This is a genomic window from Variovorax sp. HW608 (genome assembly GCF_900090195.1).
Lineage (GTDB): Bacteria > Pseudomonadota > Gammaproteobacteria > Burkholderiales > Burkholderiaceae_C > Variovorax.
The window spans coordinates 711,219-727,926 of the sequence record NZ_LT607803.1 but is presented as its reverse complement, the minus strand read 5'-3'; the positions used below and the strand labels follow the sequence as shown (position 1 = coordinate 727,926).

Here is a 16,708-nt window from a genome sequence, read left to right as displayed (position 1 = left end):
GGCTGCAAGTCACTCCGTGATTGACTTCGTGCCGAGCAGGTCCGACAGCGTCGTCAGTACGGTGCACGACCAAAGGCGGCGATGCCTGCCGAGCACGCCCGCATGCACCTGCTTTTACCGCGCGGGCGTTGTCATATCCTCTTCGATGAAGCGCAGCAGTGCTTCCATGAGCGCCTCGCGCGGATAGGCGTTCTGGGTCGTGAACAGGGATCCGATCGTGGTGTGGGTCCGCGCGATCGGCACGGCAAGCGCCCAGTGGTCGGCATTCACATAGCCCAGAAGGACGCTGCCCGGAATCAGCTGGTCATAGAAGATCACCTGGCTGTCGTTGCGGGCATCGATGCGCGCCAGCTTGTTGTAGCTCGGCATGAGGATCGACGAGATGCGATCGGGATGCGGAAATGTTGCAAGCGAGTAGTAGCGCAGCTCGCGTGGCAGCGGGTGCTGCTCAAGCCAGGCCTTGCGCACCGCGGGGCGCAGGCTGTTCACGCCACCGCCGTCGCCCGAGGCGCAGGTGGCGCCCGGAAAGTGCCGCAGAAGGTCGGCCTGGTATTGCTCCGCCTCGTTGGCGAGCGGCGATCCGCCGATGGCGCCTGCGGCGCTGACCACGGCCGCCACGCGGCTGCGAATTTCAGGATAGCTGACGACCGCCTCCAGGATGTCGGGAGCGCCCTTCGAATAGCCGATCAGCACCAGGCGTGGAGGGCCGGCTTCCGGCGGCATCGCCATGATGGCGTCGCGGATCTGGCGCGCATTGTTGGCGGAGCTCGATAGCGCATCGACCCTGAGGAATGTCGCGTCATAGCCGGACCTGCGAACGATCTGCGTGACGGTGCCCGGCGCCTGGAGCCATGACTCGAAGCACTCGTATCCGATGCCGGCAACCACTGCGGCAAGCAGGCGCCGCTCGGACTGGCCCAGACGCACTGGCATGCCGGTGCCTGCAGGTTCGGTGCCGACCCGGGTCAGGGCATCCTCGCAAGGCCGGTAGTCCGGGGTCCCGTGCTGGCGGTCCTGCAGCACGGCGCAATAGATCTCGCGGAAGCGGCCCCGCTTGTCCTGCACCTGCGCCTGCACGGCAGGCACCAGCGCGAGCGCAGGCGTGTCGGTTGAATAGGGCACGAGCGGCTTCGTGGCGCACCCGCAAAGCAGGAGGCATGCAGCGATGGCCAGCGAGCTGTTGTTGCTGCCCACCAGGCGGCGTGCGCGTGCATCGCGGGTGCGGCTCGACATCATGGACAGCCCCTCTGTGCAGGCCCGGCGCTCAATAGTAGTAGCGCCAGTCGAAAACAAGGCGCAGGCCAACGGACCAGACGGTACGCAGGTCCGGCGTGGGCGCGCCCACGGGAAACACGGTGACGCCTCCTCGCGGCACATCGGCGGCAACGAAGAGCTGGAACACCACCGACGAGCTCTGGTTGGTCGAGAAGGCGCGATAGGGGCGATATTCGAAGACCGGGATGTCGTAGGCGATGGACTTGAAGTCGACGACACGGGCCTGCCCGGCCGGCTCGGCCCGTGGGACGACGAGCTGATCGTCGCCGTGCTGGCCATAGAACGTGACTCCCAATTCGCGCCCCAGCACGAACTGAAAGCGCCCGATCGGCGTGGCCCATCCGTACTGCCACCTGAGCAAGCCGCCGTTGCCGGCCGTGATCGCCATCTTCGTGTAGGCCTGAGGGTCCACCAGGTACAACGGAGACAGCAGCAGCAGGTCGCCCGGGATCAGGTAGTAGGGCGCGCGAATCCGGAAGGAGACCCCCGTGCGCGCAGGAATGGCGGCGCTGAGGTTTCCTGCCAGCGCGCCAGGGAAGTTGTCGTTGAAGCGGTTGGTCGAGGGCGCGTCGGAGCGCAACCCGATGGAGCCATACACCAGGCCATCCCCCGCTTCGTTCATCACGCCATCGAGTCCGAAGCCCGCGCGGACCGACAGGTCGAGCCCGGCAACGGCGCCCCGACCTGTCTGCGAGGCCGCAAATCCCCCGTCCACGGCACGACCGTCAATGGAGCCGGCCAAGCCGACGAACGGTCCTACTTCGCTGCGAAAGCGCGGCATGGCACCGAACCCGGGGCCGAGGCTCGGCACCGGCGTCTTGTCCAGGGTCGCCTCGAAGAAGGGCCGCTGCTCGGGCAATACGTTCAGCCCCGGATCGCGCGCCGGCAGCCGGCTGTTGCGGCAGACGTCGAACCCGTCCGGTGCGGCGGGTGCCGCCGGCGTGTACCTGAAGGCCAGCCGGCCCGGTCTGCCGGACGCGACATCCAGCACCTGTTCCAGGCTGGTTCGAATCGTCACGGTCACGACCTCGACGTCCTCGGGACGCATGTTGGCATCTCCCATCAGCACGACGGACCGGCTTCCGCCGGCCCAGGTGAAGACTTCAAGACCGTTCTGGTTGTAGTAGTCATGCGTCCCCTGGCGCTGGGAAGGTTCGCCCCAGGTGCCCGCGATATGCCCCGCCGCGAAGACGTCCTGCAGGAAGTGCTGGGCGAATGCTTCGTCGGCCAGTGCAGCGCGGGCGAGCGCGGCCCGCTCGCCGGGCGCCAATTGCGGCTCCCCGGCCAGCCGGCTGGCCTTCTGCAAAGCGCTGAGATGGAAATAGGAATAGACGCCGATCGCGTTGATCTCCGAGCCCGCACGCAATGTCAACGCGGCGTACTCGTTCAGGTCGGTCGCCGTGGTCGGGCGCGCGAGCAGGAAATGCGCGTTGTTCGATCCGGCACGTGTCGCATAGTCGGGGTCGGCGCGCTCCAGCCGGATGTCGGCCGTGCGAAGCGCGTTGATCCGCTGGGCGCGCGTGGCCTCGCTCGAGACCCGGCGCTGCGCCTCCTCCACGACTTCGGCGGCCCTGCCGGTGAGCTCCGCTCGCGGCGTCACCGGGATGCGCGCCAGGTCTTCTCTCAGCTGTGCGGCGACGTCGGCGACCTGCAGAATCCACGGCGAGGCGCGTGCCGTCTCGAACATCTCCTGGCTCGAGCACGAGTGATCGCCCGCTATCGCACTCAGTGCCGCCCAGTCGATGCACGAGGGGGTGGTTCCCTGATCAAGCTCCGCCCCGGCCGCGCACAGGCGTTGCTCGTCGCCCGCACGGGCGGCCTGCCAGAGCCCATCGAACACCGCCCGGCGATCGCCATCCAGCCGCTGCACGCCCGACAGGGCAAGCTGCCGGTGCTCCGGATAAACCCAGGCCCGCGCAACATGAGGCAGCATTGCAGCCATCAGTACCGCGACCAGGTGCGGCAGTGCCTTCGCGTCGAGCCTCGATCTCATCGCTCAACTCCTGTATGGATCTCGCTGCGCGCTGCGTGCGACCCGCGAGCAGCCGCGAAATTCTTCGCGCAACGTTTTAGGTCTTTCGAGCGTGTCTTTCAAGACTGGAACTGCAATGCCCTGCACGCGCCGCTGCGCCGACCGTCCATCGCGCACCGAGGCTCGCAGGTGGACGACGCTGCTCTTGATGTGACACGAAACTGGCGCTAAAAGGCAGCAGGTTTGCCGACCCCGAGGTCCATCCATGTGCCAGATCGTTGTCCATCGGCCTCGCCATGCCCGCCTCCCCGCCGTACCGCGGAGACCCAGGAGCGCGCGGCCCCAGCTGAAGCAGCAATGATGAGATTCCTTCGCGCACGCGGCACCTCGCTTGCGGTGGTGGTGCTGGTCATGTTCCTTGTGACCGCATTGCAGGCGGGAATTTCCTACAGCGTAGGAGAGGGTCCCTTGAGCAAACTCGAGCCGAGCGCGTTTGGTGTGTTGGTGCCAGCCTTCTTTGCGCTTCGATTCGGCCTCTTGCTCTTTCTCGCGCTGCTCTGGCTGCTTGGACGCAAGCGTGCTCTGTTCCGGACGATCATCGTGGCCAATGCCTACTTCACGCTGGCATTGCTGTTGGACGTCATCTCGCTCCTGCAGGTTCTCGGGGGGTTGCGGCAGGCCGCCGCGTCGCTTCTGATCGACGCGGCGTTGATGAGCGTTTCCAACATGTTCATCTTTTCCATCTGGTACTGGATCGTCGATCCTCCCGGTGTAGAGGAGGACCCGCAACAAGACGAGCCTTGGGCATTCCTGTTTCCACAGCGCGGAAGCACGCTGCCGCACTATGCCTCCTGGTCGCCGCAATATGCGGATTACCTGTTCATCGGCTTTACGACCAACTTCGCATTCAGCCCGACCGACGCGCTACCACTGACGCGCACCGCCAAGATGCTCATGTTGCTGCAGTCGGCCATATCGGTCGTGATCGTCACCGGCATCGCTGGTGGAGCAATCAACGCTCTGGTGGGGAGCGCATGACGCAATGCCATGATCAATGGCGAGTTACCCAGCCAATTCCTTCACGCTTCGACGAGCGTTCTCGCGCTGCAACATCCATGAGCGCACGCCCGGCAGTAGGATCGGCCGGCGCTTTCAACGAACACCTGAAAGGGAAGCCATGGACAGTGCGGACATGAGTACATTGCCACACAGCCTGGACGCCGTTCCAGCACGGGAGAGGGTTCGGCCGGACACACGATCATTCTCGGAAATCGTGGCCGACTTCTTCCGCAAGAACGGCCAGGCGCGGGAGGCCGCGGCTCCGGCGAGGCCCAGCACCTCGCCCGTGGACGCGGTCCGCGAGGCTGCGAAGCCCGGCGTGGCCAACGCCGTCCTCCTCGAGCACTGGAACGCCATCAAGGCCGACGGCATCAGCGCATCGCGGTTCATCGCTTTCCTCCAGCCGCTGGCAGACCTCGACGGCATCACGGTGTCCTACACCTACTTCGACGACGACGGCCATGAGCACACCTACAACCGTCGGCGAGAAGACGTGTCAAGCGAGAACCCGCTTTCGAAGGACATCCGGGCCGGGCGGCTGTCGAAGGAAAAGGCGCTCACCTTTGCCCTCAATGAGGACGGCAGGGTCTGGATCGAGACGAACTTTCACGAACTCAAGTAGCCCCTGCCTCATCCGAATCCCGCCCTTCTCAGCCGTCGGTAGAACTCACGGCAATCCTGGTCGACGAAGACCTCGAGACACGTGCAGGCTGCGTATGGAGCGCTCCTCGGGCTCGGATCCCTTCCTGCCCCTATGCCAGGTTGTTCATCGCGACCTGCAGCATTTCGCGGCGCTGCAGCACCTCGCTCCACATCCTTCCGCCTGTGACGCCGCCGTCGACGACCAGCGCATGCCCGTTGACGAAGCTCGATTCGTCGCTGGCCAACCAGGCGGCTGCATTGGCGATGTCTTCCGGAAGTCCGGCTCGCCGCAGCGGCTGCGCTGTAGCCAGCACCTGTTTCATCAATGGCACCGCGCGGTCAGCGGCTTCGGGGTCGAGCCCGAAGGCCTTGCCGAAGATGGGCGTTGCGATAGCGCCGGGGCAAATGCAGTTCACGCGCACCCCGCTTTCTCCCAGCTCCATCGCCACGCTGCGCGTCAGGTGGATCACGGCAGCCTTGGCGGCGCTGTAGGTATGAGGGCCGAGGCCGGTGCGCAGGCCAGCCACGCTGGCAGTGCTCACGATGCTGCCGCTGCCCTGGCGCTTCATGATCGGTGCCACATGCTTGATGCCGAGAAAGACGCTGCGCAACAGGACGCCGAGCGTTGCATCGAATGCCGCGGTGTCGACGCTTTCGATGGGGCCCGTCGGGCCGACGCTGCCAGCGTTATTGATCATCACATCCACGCGGCCGAAGCGCTTGACCGCATGCGCGACCAGATCGCTGATGTCGGACTCGCTGCTGACATCGCAGTGGCGAAATGAAGCTTCGCCGCCGAGCGAGGAGACGAGTGCCTGGCCGCGTGTGTCCTGTATGTCGGCCGCCACGAGCTGCGCGCCGTCGGCCACGAATCGCCGCGCGATGGACTCGCCGATGCCGCTTGCCGCGCCGGTGACGATCGCCACCCTGCCTTGCAGTCGCTGTGTCATGGAGCACCTCGGTGTGATGGCTGCGAAAGAGGAGTAGACGACCAAGCCGTCGAATGCAAGGGAATATAGCTGTCGAGCGTGACCCGCATCCTCAATTGGAGGCATGGGCCTGTAACAGGTCACATCGCGGGGCACATGCGCGAAAGAGACGAGCGCAAAATGCGGGCCGCTTGCAGGTTGAATCGAGGCCACCGACGAGGCCGAAAGCGCCTGGGTCGCGCATGTCAACGCGGTCGCTGCGCAGACGGTGTTCCTCAGCTGCAACTCCTGGTACCTGGGCGCCAACATCCCGGGCAAGCCGCGTGTGTTCATGCCGCTGGCTCAATCGAGTCGGACTACCCGGCCCCCTAGCTTTCAGTGCCGGCTTTGCCTAAAGTAGCCTTCGCCCCCATCACGAGGAGCCGCAAAAATGCCGATTCGTACTGCAACGCTGACCAAGCGGATTTCGAGGAACGGCCAGGCGCTTCATCGCGCCATGATGAGACACAGCAACGCCCCCGGCGCGGACCAGCAGCCGTCGAAGGCCGAGTTGGTCCTGATCGAAGAACGCCGGCTGCTGAAGGAGCAGCGGGAAGAGCGCCATGCAGAGGCGCTGCAACCCAGGCCCAAGGCCATCGACCGGTTGGTGCGGACGCATCACGCCGAGCCCAAGGAAACGCCGAAGGCCGCGAAGGAAGCGCACGACGTCAAGAAGCCGAAGGCGCGAATGTCCCGCGCACAGAAGCATGCCGAGAAGGCAGCGGCGTTGGAGGCCGCTCGCAGGTCACCGAAGAAACCGCCCAAGTGACCCAGCGGCCCGGAGAGCTCGGCTGGCCTGAATTGCCCCGCTGAGCGGCCTGCGTGTCGCAGCATGCCGTCTTGCCTGCGTCTATCTGCTCGCGACTGCGGGCTGCCTCGGCTTGCGATTGGGCGCGAAGCCGTTTTGGGCCAGTGTCTCGTCGGCGTTCTCGTAGAAGGTGCCGATCCTGTAGATCTGCCGCGCCTCCTTGCCGTTGGCGACCTCGCGGCCGAACTCCCGGGCGATGCGCACCAACTGCTCGATCTGCTCGACGGTGGTCGTCTTCGCGGTCTGGCGCTGGTTCCAGATGTTGTCCTCGATGCCGCAGCGCACGTGCAGACCGAGTGCGATGGCCATCATGTTCAGCGGCAGGACGTTGCGCATGGAGGTTTCGAGCGTCAGAACGGAGTTGTCCGGACAGGCGCGCACGAAATTGGCCAGGTTGTACAGATTCGGCGCTTCGAAGCCGCCGCCGATGGCCACCCAGGTCAGGATCAAGGGCACATTGGCGACGCCGCGCCGCATCATGCGCTCGACGGTCTCCAGCTGCGAGATGCCGGCCAGCTGGAAGTGGGTCTGGATGCCGTTGGCGGTCAGCCGGCGGATGTGCTCTTCGACCCAGCCCGGACCGGCCGGGATGGTCATTTCGCGGTAGGCCTTGGTCATCTCGGGCTGGGCCAGCGAGGTGCCGGCCACGTCCGCGGCCGTCATTTGCTCGACGACGTTCATCTGGTTGGTGTTGATGGCAATCGTCACCTGGTCGGGCGTCGGCTTCAGCTCCGCCAGCATGTGGCGGGTGTCATCGGACAGCCACCTGGCCGCGTCGCCCTCGCTTTCCGGCGCGAACGAGATCGAGCCTCCCACCTGCAGGATCATCTCGGGGCAGGCCTTGCGGATGCCGGCCAGCAACTGGTTGAACTTGGACAGGCGCTTGGAGCCCTTGCCGTCCTCTTCGCGCACGTGGACGTGCAGCACGGTGGCGCCGGCGTTGTAGCAGTCCACCGCCTTCTGGATCTGGGCGTCCATCGACACCGGGATGTCCTCGGGGAAATCGGACGGCAGCCACTCGGGCCCGTAGGGCGCGGCGGTGATCACCAGCTTGTGCATGTTCTCGACGAACAGCGATCCATCGATGAAGTTCATGTCGTTCTCCTGAATGGTCTGAGTCAGACGGCGAGCGCCGCTTCTTGCACACGGGCAGGCTTCTCGCCCACGCCATAGGGCTTGTCGCCGACGATGCCGGCCCGCTCCATCTTGCGGTGGCAAGGGGCGTAGTCCATCACTGCGTAGTGCTGGGTGCTGCGGTTGTCCCAGATCGCCATGCTGTTCGGCTTCCAGCGCCAGCGCACCTGGTACTCGGGGATGAAGGCCTGGCTGATCAGGTAGCGCAGGAGATCGGCCGCACCGGGGCTGTAGTCCTGGCCGAAGCGCACGCGCTCGGGCGTATGGAAGTTGGTGAAGTGCGTGGTGAAGGCGTTGACGAACAGCACCTTCTCGCCGGTTTCCGGATGCAGGCGCACCACCGGGTGCTCCGGGTCCGGGTACTGGGCCTTGAGCGCCAGCCGTCTTTCGATCGGCATGGCAGCGCCGAAGGTGGACTCGATGCTGTGGCGCGCGCGCAGGCCGGCGATCTCGCTCTTGACGTGCTGCGGCAGACGTTCATACGCCAGGACCATGTTCGCCCAGATGGTGTCGCCGCCGACGGGCGGGCATTCCACGCATCGCAGCACGCAGCCCAGCGGCGGCCTCTCGCGCCAGGTGGCGTCGGTGTGCCAGGCGTTCTCGTAGCGGTCGAGTGGCTGGTCTGGGTTCTTGTAGATCTGCACCAGGCCCGGGTGCTCCGGATGGCTCCCCGCCACCGGGTGATCCTCGAGCTCTCCGAAGCGCCGGGCAAAGGCCACGTGGTCGGACCGGCTGATGTCCTGGTCGCGCAGGAACAGCACCTTGTGCTCGATCAGCAGCGAACGCATCTCGTTGAAAAGGCCGTCGTCATGCGCGGCATGTGCCAGGTTCACGCCGATGAGTTCGGCGCCGATGCTGGCCGTCAGTGGTTCTACTCGCATGTCGCAATCCTCAGTGGCTCGGGTTCGGGTGGGCGGCAAGGCCGCAAGCGGCGGGTGTCGAGCAATGCATGGGTTTCACGTCGTCTCCTGTGTGGGTCTGAAATACGCGTTGAGCGCAGTCGAAGGCTAAGGCCCGGGACTCAGGTGTCGTTTTTCTATTGACGACAGGTGTTTTTCATTTCGCGACATCCCTATACGGGTCTGCGATCCCACTTTGACGTGCATCAAACTTTTTCTAAAAGGCGCGCGGTCAGGCGGAACGAGTGCGGCGTGGAGCCGCGCCAGCGTTTGAAGGCATTGATAAAGCTCGTGGGCTCGGCGTAGCCCAGCCGTTCAGCGATCTGCTCGATTGAAAGACGCGGACCGGACAGCAACTCGTCGGCCAACGTCATGCGCACCTCGTCCCGCAGCTCGATGAAGGTCGTGCCCTCGTCGAACAGACGCCGTCGCAAGGTGCGCGGCGTCATTCGAAGATGGGCGGCAACGGTTTCCATCGTCGGCATCTGCGTGGTTGAGGCAATGAACTGATCGCGCACGGCGCCGGCCAGACCGCTGCGTTCCTTGCGCCCGTCCAGCAGGCGGCGGCACTGGTCCTCTGCGGCGCGCAGCGCCAACTCATTGGCCTGCGCGAGCGGTTGCTGCATGCGCGCGCGGTCCAGCAAGGCGAGATTGGATGCGGCGCCGAATACCGGTTCCAGGCCGAAGAACTGCTCATAGCGCTCGGCTTGCGCCGGGGGCGCAAAGCGCAGATGCAGCTGCTTGAGGATCGGCTCGGCGGAAAACAAATCGCGCTGCACGGTCAGCAACGCTGCAATATCGCGCTCGACCACGAATTGGCGCAGATCCTGCGGCACCTCGGAGTCTTCCACGGTCACTGTCGTCTCGAAGGCGGTGTCGGCGACAACGAAGCGCGTGAAGGCGAATGTCAGGTTGAAGTACCTCAGCGCCACGTCCAGCGCGCTGCGCGCACTGCGACTGCTGACGATGGCGAAGCCCAGCACGCCGAAAGCCGTGAAGTGATAGCGGGTGCCCGCCTGCAGACCCAGCGCCGGCATCGGACCAAGGCTCTCGACGATGTTGCGAACGGCACGCAGTTCCTGCTCGCCGCTGACCAGTACCGAAGGGTCGGCCAGCTGCGCTTCGCGCACGCCCGTGCCGGCAAGACTGCGGCGCATCGGTAGCCCGTGGTCGGCGGCGAATTCCGCCATCAGACGCATGCTGGTCACGCTGCGGGCAAAGCTCCATGACGGCATAGATGTTCCCCGAGAACGACTGTCCTCGAACAACGATATTTTGTCCTAGTCCAGCAGGATGTTTCAGTCCGGTCGTCCCTACCATTTTCCCTACACCACCCTCATCAACAGCGACAACGGAGACACTCGATATGGGCAAAAACGCGAGCGGCAAGGCGGCTTCCCCGACCATTGCCATCATCGGCACGGGTTTCGGCGGTCTGGGCCTCGCGATCAGGCTCATGCAGGCGGGTTTCGAAAACTTCACCCTGTTCGAGAAGGCCGCCGACGTCGGCGGCGTCTGGCGCGACAACAGCTATCCGGGCGCGGCCTGCGACGTGCCCTCGCACCTGTATTCTTTCTCGTTCGAGCAGGATCGCGGCTGGGCCAACCGTTACGGCAAGGCCGACGAGATCTACCAGTACCTGCGCCATTGCGCGGACAAGTACGGTATCCGCCCACACATCCGCTTCAACAGCGAGATCGCCGGCGCGGACTTCGACCAGGCGCGCGGCGTCTGGCGCCTGCGCACTGCCGGCGGCGAGACGCACGAGGCGAACGTACTGGTGTCGGCCGTCGGCCAGCTCAACCGTCCGGCGTATCCGAAGCTCAAGGGCCTGGATACGTTCGAGGGCAAGGCCTTCCACTCGGCGCGCTGGGACCACGGCTACGACCTCGCCGGCAAGCGCGTCGCCGTGATCGGCAGCGGCGCCAGCGCGATCCAGTTCGTGCCGGAGATCGCGCCGCTGGTGGCACACCTCGACCTCTACCAGCGCTCCGCACCCTACGTGCTGCCCAAGCCGGACAAGGAATATCCGCCGCTGGAAAAGACGCTGTTTCGCAAGCTGCCGCTGCTGCAGACGCTGGATCGCGCCTGGCAATACAGCTTCCACGAGTTTCGCCAGCTCGGCTTCACCAACACCATCAACGAAATGGCGATCGTCGAGCACCTCTTCCAGAAGCACATCCGCTCGATCGTCAAGAACAACAAGTTCCGCCACCGCCTGACGCCGGACTACCCGATCGGCTGCAAGCGCATCCTGATCTCCAACCACTGGTACAAGGCGCTGGTGCGGCCGAACGTGGAAGTGATCGGCGAGGACATCGCCGAAGTGCTGCCGAACGGCATTCGTACCTCGGACGGCAAGGTGCGTGAAGTGGACGCCATTGTCTACGGCACCGGTTTCGCCGCGACCGACTTCCTCGCGCCGATGGAGATCCAGGGGCTGGGCGGCAAGACGCTCAAGCAGGCCTGGAAGGAGGGTGCCGAGGCCTACCTCGGGCTCACCGTCAGCGGCTTTCCGAACCTGTACATGCTCTATGGCCCCAACACCAACCTGGGCCACAGCTCGATCGTGTACATGTTGGAAAGCCAGTTCAACTACATCGTGGACGCGGTGAAGACGCTGCGAGGCAGGCAATTGCGCTACCTCGACGTGCGCGGCAACGTGCTAAACGACTTCAACAGCGAAGTGCAGGAGCGCATGAAGAAGACGGTGTGGGCCGCCGGTTGCACCAGCTGGTACCAAACCGCGACTGGCAAGAACACCAACAACTGGCCGGGCTTCACCTTTGAGTACCGCAAGCGCACGCGGCGCATGAAGCTCGACGAGTACACCGCGGTGGCGGCTTAGGCGCCAACCAGACCGGGCGGACTGGTCATGAAGCGCTTCCTGTTCTGGCTGGTGCGGCTGCTGGTGCGGCCGGCGATGTCGCCGGGCGTGCCGGCGTGGCTGCAGCGGCGCTGGATCGATACGGTCGGGCTGATCCTGCTCGGTCCGCGCCGATACAAGGCGCAGCGCCAGGCCATCGCCGGCGTCGCGGCGACACGGATCGTTCCGGCAAAGGTCGACCCCGGGCGCGGTGTGCTGTACCTGCACGGCGGCGGCTACGTGGTCGGTAGCGCACACAGCCACACCAAGCTGGCCGCCTGGCTTGGACAGGCTGCCAAGGCGCAGGTCTGGCTGCCGGAATACCGACTGGCGCCGGAGCACGCCAGTCCTGTGGCGCTGAAAGATGCCTTGGCCGTGTACGGCGCACTGCTCGCCGCCGCTCAGGATCCGTCCCGGCTCGTGATCGCCGGCGATTCGGCCGGCGGCGGACTGGCGCTGGCCACCGCCATCGCGATCCGCCAGGCCGGCTTGCCGCCGCCCGCCGCGCTGATCCTGTTGTCGCCATGGACCGACCTGAGCCTGTCCGGCGAAACGATCCGCACGCACGCGGCGCGCGACGCCATGCTCAAGCCCGCCTGGCTGCGCTGGTGCGCCGACGCCTATCGCGGCACCGCGCGCGCCGACGATTCGGGCTGCTCGCCGCTCTTCGCGGATCTGCGCGGCCTGCCGCCGGTGCTGATCCACGTCGGCTCCGAGGAAATACTGCTGTCCGATGCCGAGCGTCTCGCACGGCGGCTCAATGCGACGGGAGGCACGGTCGAACTGCACTGCTACGACGGCGTCGGCCACGTGTTCCAGTTGCACGCCGGCGTGCTGCACGAAGCGGACGATTCGATCCGCACCGCCGGCCAATTCATCGAACGAAGATTCACCCCCGCGCCGCGGGAACTTGAGGACAGCCCATGACTTCGCGTGGCGAATTCGACTTCGACTATCTCATCGTTGGCTCCGGCTTCGGCGGCAGCGTGTCCGCCTGCCGACTCGCGGAGAAGGGCTATTCCGTCGCCGTGATGGAGATGGGCAAACGCTGGAAAGCCGAGGACTTCCCAAAGACCAACTGGAACTATCGCCGCTGGATCTGGCGCCCCGGCCTGGGCCTGCAAGGCTTCTTCAATCTGCGGCCCTTCCGCCACGTCATGATCATCTGCGGCAACGCCGTGGGCGGCGGCTCGATCACCTATGCCAACACCCTGCTGGTTCCGCCGGAGCACGTCTGGGACGAGGGCTCCTGGGCCGGCGCCGCCGACTGGAAGCGCGAGATGCCGCAGCACTACGCGCAAGCCGAGCGCATGCTCGGCGTGACCGACAACAAGCTCTACGGCCCCGCGGATCACATGCTGAAGAAGATGGGTGAGGCCGCCGGTGTCGGCCACACCTTCAGACCCACCCGCGTCGCCACTTTCTTTCCGCCCGAGGGCGAGCCCGGCGGCAAGACCTATCCCGATCCCTACTTCGGCGGCGTGGGCCCGGAACGCGCCACCTGCACCGCCTGCGGCGGCTGCATGACCGGCTGCAAGCACAACGCCAAGAACTCGCTCGACAAGAACTACCTGTATTTCGCCGAGAAGCGCGGGGCGAAGATCCACGAGCAGACCAAGGTCGTCGACGTGCGCCCGCTGCGCGGCAAGGCCGACGGCAGCGAGGGCTACGAGGTCACCACCGAGCGCTCGACGGCCTGGTTCGCCAAGCGGCGCCGCACCTGGCGTGCGCGCAACGTCGTGTTCAGCGGCTCCTCGCTCGGAACGATGGAACTGCTGTTTCGCCTCAAGCAGGGCGGCTCGCTGCCCAACGTCTCCGACGACCTCGGCAACCGCGTGCGCACCAATTCCGAGTCCATCCTCGGCGTGCGCTTCCCGGGTAAAGACGTGGACATGTCCGGCGGCGTTGCCATCGGCTCGTCCATCTACATCGACGAGCACACCCACATCGAGGCCACGCGCTACACCAGGGGCTCCGACGCCATGGGCCTGCTGATGACCCTCATGGTCGGCGGCAAGGCCGGCTGGACGCGCATCTTCACCTGGCTGTGGGCGGCACTGCGGCACCCGCTGTCTTTTCTACGGGTGGCAAACCCGATCGGATCCGCGCGGCGAACCTTGATCTTCCTGGTGATGCAGACGCTGGACGCCTCGCTGCGCATGCGCCTGAAGCGCCACTGGTGGTGGCCGTTCGGCAAGCTGCTGTCCAGCGAAGGGCAACCGATTCCGACCTACATCCCGCAAGCCAATGCATTCACCGAGAAGATGGCGAAGACGTTCGGCGGCCTGCCGGTGACGACGATCAGCGAGATCCTGCTGAACGTACCCCTCACCGCGCATTGCATGGGCGGCTGCGCAATCGCGAAAAGTCCCGAGCATGGCGTGATCGACCCGCAGAACCGCGTGTTCAACTACAGGAACCTCTATGTGGTCGATGGCTCGATGCTCGGCGCCAACCTTGGCGTGAACCCAAGCCTGACCATCACCGCGCTGGCGGAACGCGCGATGTCGTACATCCCGGCCAAGGATGCCGCCGTGCGGCGCAAAGCTGCGTGATGACTGCCTGGGCGGTCGCGAAGCGAATCACCGGAAGCCGCGGGATCGTCTGCACGAGGGCGCTGGCAAGCATGCGCACGCCGATGTGTTTAAGAGCAGAGCGCGCGCAAGCTGGGCCAATCGTTGCGCGTGCGCGGCGAGCCAGACCCACAGCAGGGTCCGCGAGACGCTCCGTTTGCGCGCAGAACGTTGCTAAGCTTGCCGACCTGAATTCTTGGATTGTTGCGAACACGAAGGGCGAGCGTGCCGCTCATGTCCGACCGTTAGAGAGCAACCGTAACATCTGCGGAGGATGCAATGAGAACGATCCCTTGGCTTACTGCTGCGGTATTTGGACTTCTCATTGCAGGTTGCGCGGGTATCGCACCTAGTCAGGAATTGCGACAGGCTCTGGCCCCAACCGGCAAGCTCCGTGTAGCGCTCTATGTCGGGGCGCCCGCGTCCATCATTCGCGGAGCCACGACGGACGAGTCGAAGGGGGTTGGGTTCGATCTGGGAAAGGAACTTGCCCGGCGCATTGGGGTTCCATTCGAGCCCGTGGTGTATCCCTCCCCAGGGGCCATCATGGGCGGCCTGAAGTCCGGCGAGTGGGACCTCACCTTTTTTGGACCAAGCCCGGAGCGCGAAAGTGTCTTGAATTTCACCGCACCTTTTCTCGTCATCGAGCACGGCTACCTGGTTCCCGCCGGCTCTCCTATCTTGACCATCGACGCGGTGGATCAACCGGGAACTCGCATCGGTGCGCCGCAGGGCGGGTCCGTGAACGCATTTCTGGTGCGCACAATAAAGAATGCCACGGTGATCGCAAGTCCGAGTGTTTCCGCCGGGGAGGAAATGCTGAAGTCCGGAAAGGCGGATGTCTTCGCCGCCAATAAGGCAAACCTGTTCGAGTTGTCGGATAAGTTGCCCGGCTCCCGGGTTCTTGATGGTCGGATTGGTGTGGACGAAGTTGCCATAGCACTCCCGAAGGGCCGGGAGCCCGGCATGGCGTATGTGCGAAAGTATATTGAGGCCGCGAAATCCGAAGGACTAGTCAAGGCGGCGGTTCAAAGAGCGGGACTGCGCGGAGCGACTGACAAGTGACATCGAAAACGCGCTCTAACCCGCCGAAGAACACGGGACCCTCAACAGCGGCACTTCGTGGCTCGGCCGGTTATCGGCAACGTTTTTGAGCGGCTGCTTCCCTTCGATGCGGCCGGTATCAAAGAAGAATCTTCGCGCGTTTGGGCGCACCCCTACGTACGAAGAAACGGAGAGAAACGCAGGGGGCCCGCTTACTGCGCGCGAAGATCACCTCGGATGCGATCCCCAACCGACTCCCCCGGGTTCTCGGGCTGCATGTAGTTGTCTCCGATCGCCGCGCACATGTGCACAACCAGCATGGCGAAATCGACCAGGTTCTGGTCGAGCGGGTCGCCGGCTCGGATGAGCCCGACCTCCACAGCCGCCCGACTGAACAACTCAAGAGCATTGGACGGACCGACCGGGTCTTGGTCTTCGTCCTCGCTGACGTAGGTATAGAGCATCGCCAACTCCTGTGAGCGCATCTTGCTCCAGCATACCGCCACCGAGCGGCACGGGCTACTGCGTGCGCGACGCAGGTCGCCACTGGCTGCGCTCCTGGGAAGCCCGCGGCGCGCCGTACGGATGACGAGGCATCTCCTCGGGACGAGTCGCTCACGACGCGGACTGCGACCATCGGCCGTACGTCACGTTGGCGATGTGAGCTGTAAAGGCCGAGCGATGGGGAAGCAGTCGCCGGCGCAAACGCATAGAATGAAACAGCTCTCCATGCGCCGCGTTGCCGCCATTGCCGGATCAGTTGTCTTCCTGGTGTTGGCCCCGGGGACGCTCGCGGTTTACGTCCCGTGGACGTTCACGCGATGGCACGTGTCGCCGCCGTTACTCGGCTTTCTTCCGTTTCGCGTAGTCGGAGCGGTGCTGATCGCCTTGGGCCTTCCCGTTCTGCTGGATTCGTTCGCGCGCTTTGCGATTCAAGGCCTGGGCACGCCGGCTCCGATCGCTCCGCCTAAGCACCTGGTTGTCACCGGGCTCTACCGCTACGTACGCAATCCTATGTACGTGGCCGTTGTCTCTCTGATCTTCGGGCAGGGACTGCTCTTCGGCAGCGTCGGCGTGCTCGAGTACGGCATGGTTGTCTGGCTAGGCTTCCACATTTTCGTTCTGGCCTACGAAGAGCCAACTCTGCGCGCTGAGTTCGGCGACGAATACAAAGAATTCTGCGCCAATGTCCGGCGCTGGCTGCCAAGAGTCAAGCCGTGGCGGGGAACAGGGAATGTCACAAAGTAGCGCGCGGGGGCGCTCGTAGTGAAGCGGTGCGCCATCCGGCGCCCGCTGGGGCTGCCGGCCGATGGCTTGCACGATGGGCTCCCGGTGGGGTGAGCCTGCACGGTCTCAAGTCGTGCTCCGCGCCACATTCGCCCTGAGTGCTGCCCGCCGATGTGTGCCTTCCGCTGCGGGGCCTCTAACGGGCGTGCCTGCGTGCGGGTTCGACCGGCAGCTTTGAGGC

The 16,708-nt window shown here is 64.9% G+C and carries 15 protein-coding genes; 8 read left to right on the top strand and 7 right to left on the bottom strand.

Going from position 1 to position 16,708, the window contains the following annotated elements; translation table 11 throughout:
* Positions 1-114: 114 nt before the first annotated feature.
* Both VAR608DRAFT_RS03270 and VAR608DRAFT_RS03265 read right to left on the bottom strand, forming a co-directional pair.
* A complete protein-coding gene (locus VAR608DRAFT_RS03270) occupies positions 115-1,236 on the bottom strand; it encodes a hypothetical protein (RefSeq protein ID WP_231973180.1) in 1,122 nt (373 codons plus the stop codon).
* Between the two features lie 28 nt (positions 1,237-1,264).
* Complete coding sequence (locus tag VAR608DRAFT_RS03265) at positions 1,265-3,268, bottom strand: hypothetical protein (protein WP_088952764.1); 2,004 nt, start codon at positions 3,266-3,268, stop codon at positions 1,265-1,267.
* A 339-nt stretch (positions 3,269-3,607) separates the two neighbouring features.
* Here VAR608DRAFT_RS03265 and VAR608DRAFT_RS03260 point away from each other — a divergent pair, with 339 nt between their 5' ends.
* Entirely contained in the window at positions 3,608-4,285 is a 678-nt protein-coding gene (locus VAR608DRAFT_RS03260; RefSeq protein WP_172843795.1) for a hypothetical protein, read from the top strand.
* Between the two features lie 235 nt (positions 4,286-4,520).
* Positions 4,521-4,928: a hypothetical protein gene (locus VAR608DRAFT_RS03255; protein ID WP_088952762.1), complete on the top strand. Its 408-nt coding sequence runs from the start codon at positions 4,521-4,523 to the stop codon at positions 4,926-4,928.
* 130 nt (positions 4,929-5,058) lie between these two features.
* Here the strand turns inward: VAR608DRAFT_RS03255 and VAR608DRAFT_RS03250 are convergent, their stop codons facing one another.
* Positions 5,059-6,210: a glucose 1-dehydrogenase gene (locus VAR608DRAFT_RS03250; RefSeq protein WP_197700464.1), complete on the bottom strand. Its 1,152-nt coding sequence runs from the start codon at positions 6,208-6,210 to the stop codon at positions 5,059-5,061.
* Positions 6,211-6,307: 97 nt separating this feature from the next.
* On the opposite strand from VAR608DRAFT_RS03250, the gene VAR608DRAFT_RS03245 reads away from it, so the two are divergent.
* Positions 6,308-6,685: a hypothetical protein gene (locus tag VAR608DRAFT_RS03245; RefSeq protein ID WP_088952760.1), complete on the top strand. Its 378-nt coding sequence runs from the start codon at positions 6,308-6,310 to the stop codon at positions 6,683-6,685.
* 81 nt (positions 6,686-6,766) lie between these two features.
* Here VAR608DRAFT_RS03245 and VAR608DRAFT_RS03240 read toward each other — a convergent pair whose 3' ends face one another.
* The 3 genes from VAR608DRAFT_RS03240 to VAR608DRAFT_RS03230 form a co-directional block, all read right to left on the bottom strand.
* Positions 6,767-7,819, bottom strand: coding sequence for a 3-keto-5-aminohexanoate cleavage protein (locus tag VAR608DRAFT_RS03240; protein WP_088952759.1), 1,053 nt, complete (start codon positions 7,817-7,819; stop codon positions 6,767-6,769).
* 23 nt (positions 7,820-7,842) lie between these two features.
* Positions 7,843-8,739, bottom strand: a complete 897-nt coding sequence (locus VAR608DRAFT_RS03235; protein WP_088952758.1) for a TauD/TfdA dioxygenase family protein — start codon at positions 8,737-8,739, stop codon at positions 7,843-7,845.
* 224 nt (positions 8,740-8,963) lie between these two features.
* On the bottom strand, positions 8,964-9,956 hold the full coding sequence (locus VAR608DRAFT_RS03230) for an AraC family transcriptional regulator (protein ID WP_231973642.1): 993 nt from the start codon (positions 9,954-9,956) through the stop codon (positions 8,964-8,966).
* 167 nt (positions 9,957-10,123) lie between these two features.
* Between VAR608DRAFT_RS03230 and VAR608DRAFT_RS03225 the strand changes: the two genes are divergently transcribed.
* The 4 genes from VAR608DRAFT_RS03225 (at position 10,124) to VAR608DRAFT_RS03210 (ending at position 15,261) form a co-directional block, all read left to right on the top strand.
* On the top strand, positions 10,124-11,605 hold the full coding sequence (locus VAR608DRAFT_RS03225) for a flavin-containing monooxygenase (RefSeq protein WP_088952756.1): 1,482 nt from the start codon (positions 10,124-10,126) through the stop codon (positions 11,603-11,605).
* A 27-nt stretch (positions 11,606-11,632) separates the two neighbouring features.
* Positions 11,633-12,550, top strand: coding sequence for an alpha/beta hydrolase (locus VAR608DRAFT_RS03220; protein WP_088952755.1), 918 nt, complete (start codon positions 11,633-11,635; stop codon positions 12,548-12,550).
* Entirely contained in the window at positions 12,547-14,178 is a 1,632-nt protein-coding gene (locus tag VAR608DRAFT_RS03215) for a GMC family oxidoreductase (RefSeq protein ID WP_088952754.1), read from the top strand. Before VAR608DRAFT_RS03220 ends, VAR608DRAFT_RS03215 begins: the two co-directional genes overlap by 4 nt.
* Positions 14,179-14,475: 297 nt before the next feature.
* Positions 14,476-15,261: a transporter substrate-binding domain-containing protein gene (locus tag VAR608DRAFT_RS03210; protein WP_088952753.1), complete on the top strand. Its 786-nt coding sequence runs from the start codon at positions 14,476-14,478 to the stop codon at positions 15,259-15,261.
* Positions 15,262-15,452: 191 nt separating this feature from the next.
* On the opposite strand, the gene VAR608DRAFT_RS03205 is transcribed toward VAR608DRAFT_RS03210, so the two are convergent.
* Positions 15,453-15,704 (bottom strand): hypothetical protein, encoded by a 252-nt coding sequence (locus VAR608DRAFT_RS03205; protein WP_157730588.1) that lies wholly within the window; start codon positions 15,702-15,704, stop codon positions 15,453-15,455.
* A gap of 250 nt (positions 15,705-15,954) precedes the next feature.
* Here VAR608DRAFT_RS03205 and VAR608DRAFT_RS03200 point away from each other — a divergent pair, with 250 nt between their 5' ends.
* Positions 15,955-16,488: a methyltransferase family protein gene (locus VAR608DRAFT_RS03200; protein ID WP_197700462.1), complete on the top strand. Its 534-nt coding sequence runs from the start codon at positions 15,955-15,957 to the stop codon at positions 16,486-16,488.
* Positions 16,489-16,708: the final 220 nt, after the last annotated feature.

What these genes read in the sequence shown, in the direction of transcription:
- VAR608DRAFT_RS03270 (WP_231973180.1), bottom strand. Translation starts at nt 1,236, where the DNA reads ATGATGTCGAGCCGCACCCGCGATGCACGCGCACGCCGCCTGGTGGGC.
- VAR608DRAFT_RS03265 (WP_088952764.1), bottom strand. Translation starts at nt 3,268, where the DNA reads ATGAGATCGAGGCTCGACGCGAAGGCACTGCCGCACCTGGTCGCGGTA.
- VAR608DRAFT_RS03260 (WP_172843795.1), top strand. Translation starts at nt 3,608, where the DNA reads ATGAGATTCCTTCGCGCACGCGGCACCTCGCTTGCGGTGGTGGTGCTG.
- VAR608DRAFT_RS03250 (WP_197700464.1), bottom strand. Translation starts at nt 6,210, where the DNA reads ATGAACACACGCGGCTTGCCCGGGATGTTGGCGCCCAGGTACCAGGAG.
- VAR608DRAFT_RS03245 (WP_088952760.1), top strand. Translation starts at nt 6,308, where the DNA reads ATGCCGATTCGTACTGCAACGCTGACCAAGCGGATTTCGAGGAACGGC.
- VAR608DRAFT_RS03240 (WP_088952759.1), bottom strand. Translation starts at nt 7,819, where the DNA reads ATGAACTTCATCGATGGATCGCTGTTCGTCGAGAACATGCACAAGCTG.
- VAR608DRAFT_RS03235 (WP_088952758.1), bottom strand. Translation starts at nt 8,739, where the DNA reads ATGCGAGTAGAACCACTGACGGCCAGCATCGGCGCCGAACTCATCGGC.
- VAR608DRAFT_RS03230 (WP_231973642.1), bottom strand. Translation starts at nt 9,956, where the DNA reads ATGCGTCTGATGGCGGAATTCGCCGCCGACCACGGGCTACCGATGCGC.
- VAR608DRAFT_RS03225 (WP_088952756.1), top strand. Translation starts at nt 10,124, where the DNA reads ATGGGCAAAAACGCGAGCGGCAAGGCGGCTTCCCCGACCATTGCCATC.
- VAR608DRAFT_RS03220 (WP_088952755.1), top strand. Translation starts at nt 11,633, where the DNA reads ATGAAGCGCTTCCTGTTCTGGCTGGTGCGGCTGCTGGTGCGGCCGGCG.
- VAR608DRAFT_RS03215 (WP_088952754.1), top strand. Translation starts at nt 12,547, where the DNA reads ATGACTTCGCGTGGCGAATTCGACTTCGACTATCTCATCGTTGGCTCC.
- VAR608DRAFT_RS03210 (WP_088952753.1), top strand. Translation starts at nt 14,476, where the DNA reads ATGAGAACGATCCCTTGGCTTACTGCTGCGGTATTTGGACTTCTCATT.
- VAR608DRAFT_RS03205 (WP_157730588.1), bottom strand. Translation starts at nt 15,704, where the DNA reads ATGCTCTATACCTACGTCAGCGAGGACGAAGACCAAGACCCGGTCGGT.
- VAR608DRAFT_RS03200 (WP_197700462.1), top strand. Translation starts at nt 15,955, where the DNA reads ATGAAACAGCTCTCCATGCGCCGCGTTGCCGCCATTGCCGGATCAGTT.